2 protein-coding genes are annotated in these 2,108 nt (G+C 33.8%); both read right to left on the bottom strand.

Annotation, left to right across the window (positions count from 1 at the left end):
• Window positions 1–168: 168 nt before the first annotated feature.
• Entirely contained in the window at window positions 169–1,110 is a 942-nt protein-coding gene (locus Megvenef_RS09095; protein WP_322777610.1) for a M48 family metallopeptidase, read from the bottom strand.
• A gap of 8 nt (window positions 1,111–1,118) precedes the next feature.
• On the bottom strand, window positions 1,119–1,682 hold the full coding sequence (locus Megvenef_RS09100; protein ID WP_322777611.1) for a LemA family protein: 564 nt from the start codon (window positions 1,680–1,682) through the stop codon (window positions 1,119–1,121).
• Between the last annotated feature and the right edge of the window lie 426 nt (window positions 1,683–2,108).

A 2,108-nucleotide genomic window follows, 5' to 3' on the forward strand; every position in this document is an offset into this window, starting at 1 on the left:
TCTTACTGTGTTTTATTGTTATTGTTTTGCTGAACTGCTCTTTGATAATCTGCTGAACTCAACTTTGAAAAATGACAAGTATTTGATAACTTATTCGCAGCAAAGTTACTAAATATGTCTTGATCTAGTCTTAGCTTTGGTTAATCCATAAAAATGGTGTTTCAAGAACTAAAATCTTTCTAAAATCTCTATTCTAGATTTAATGGGTGGGTGGGTTGAAAACATACCAAGAAACGATGCTTGATTGTCAAACATCATTTGTTGCACATCACTATCTACATTTTCAAGATGTGAATTACCGGATATTTTGCTAAGAGCCCGTATAAGAGCTGGGCTATTTTTAGTTAGTTCAACTGCACCAGCATCAGCTAAGTACTCTCTTCTTCTCGAAAGTGCAAGGCGAATTAAAATAGAAAACAGATAACCAAAAGCCGCAACAGCAATTACTATTATAATAGCGGCAGCTCCTTTACCTTTGCCTTTACTATTTCTACCTAGGCTTCTTAGGGCACTTCTTACCATCATTTCAGATAATAAACTAATAATCCCTACAAATACTATTGAAATTATCAGAAGTCGAACATCACGATTTATAATATGAGTAAGCTCATGCGCGATAACGGTTTCTAGCTCGTCCTTTTCTAATTTTTCAATAAGACCAGTAGTCAATGTAATAGCGTATGTTTTCTCGCTAATGCCACTTGCATAGGCATTAAGCACAGGAGAATCTATAATAAATAATTTCGGCATAGTCAAACCTCGACTAATGCATAAATTTTCTAGAATATTATATATTTCAGGGGTTTCGGAACGCACAGCAGGCTTTGCTTTTGTTTCCAGATTAATTAGATTTTGATGCGAGAACCAAGCAATGGTAAACCATAGGCTAACTCCTGCCAAGATAACCCACCAATATTGTAATAACACTGAATTAGCTACACTAGCAGACTCGCTCCAAAGCAACTGATCTACATTGGTTCCAGCTAATAGAAAAGCAAATATTACTGACCACAACATAAAAGTAATGACAAGTGGAAAACTAATTAGCAAAAATGCTGACTTTAAATTATTATTCCAAATACTTGATTGTAAACCTATTTTATGTTTCATAAAAAAAACTAGAATTTAATTTCAGGTGCTTTTTCAATAATCTCTCTCTGAGAATCCGGCACATCAAAGAATTCTTCTTGCTTATAAGACATCATGCCAGCAATAATGTTTGAAGGGAATTGCTCACACGCAGTATTATATTCATTGGTAGAATTATTAAAGTAACGCCTTGCAGCCGCGATTTTATTCTCAATATCTGATAGTTCTTTCTGTAAGTGCTGAAAATTACTATCAGCCTTAAGGTCTGGATAGTTCTCTGCTACTGCAAAAAGGTTCATCAATGATCCTCCCAAGGATGCTTCGGCTTGAGCTCTTTCAGCTACTCCGGCACTAGGATTTACCTTTGCACGCATTTTGGTGACTTCTTCAAAAACTTTTGACTCATGCGCGGCATAGCCTTTGACAGTACTTACCAATTGCGGAACAAGATCCAATCTCTGTTTTAGCTGAACATCAATATCAGAAAATGCATTTTTACGGTTTTGACGAAGTTTTACCAATCTATTGTAAAATATAATTAGTAAGAGTAATGTGCCACCTACAATTAACGCAATTATCCACTCTATAGACATAAAACTCTCCGTAAGTTAAATTCTCAATAATTAGTTTAAACAATATCATTTTCATCTAATCGTAGCAAAGGTACAAAACGCAACAATTAAGCCTTAGATAGACGGCACCAAGTTGGTCAAAGGAGCGTTATTGAGTTCTTCGCCACGCTTCTGTCAACTTAGGTTTTTTCTTATAAATAGGTTAAAGATAACTCAATTATAAATATAATTGAAGATTTTAAGGAAAAAGTTTTAATCCTGTGGAATTAAGTTTATATTAAATACTAAAAATGTAGATATTAGTGGTAAAAAAGCCAGCATTAAGTGTAACTAAGTCTCTAGTTTTTTATATTGAAATTAATAGCTAACTAGTCTCTCCGTCAAAACTCTAAATTTTTGATATAATTTCAAGAATTTCAAAAATAAATCACCGCACATTCATTTTTT

This window comes from Candidatus Megaera venefica, from assembly GCF_034554655.1.
Classification (GTDB): Bacteria; Pseudomonadota; Alphaproteobacteria; order Rickettsiales; family Rickettsiaceae; genus Megaera_A; species Megaera_A venefica.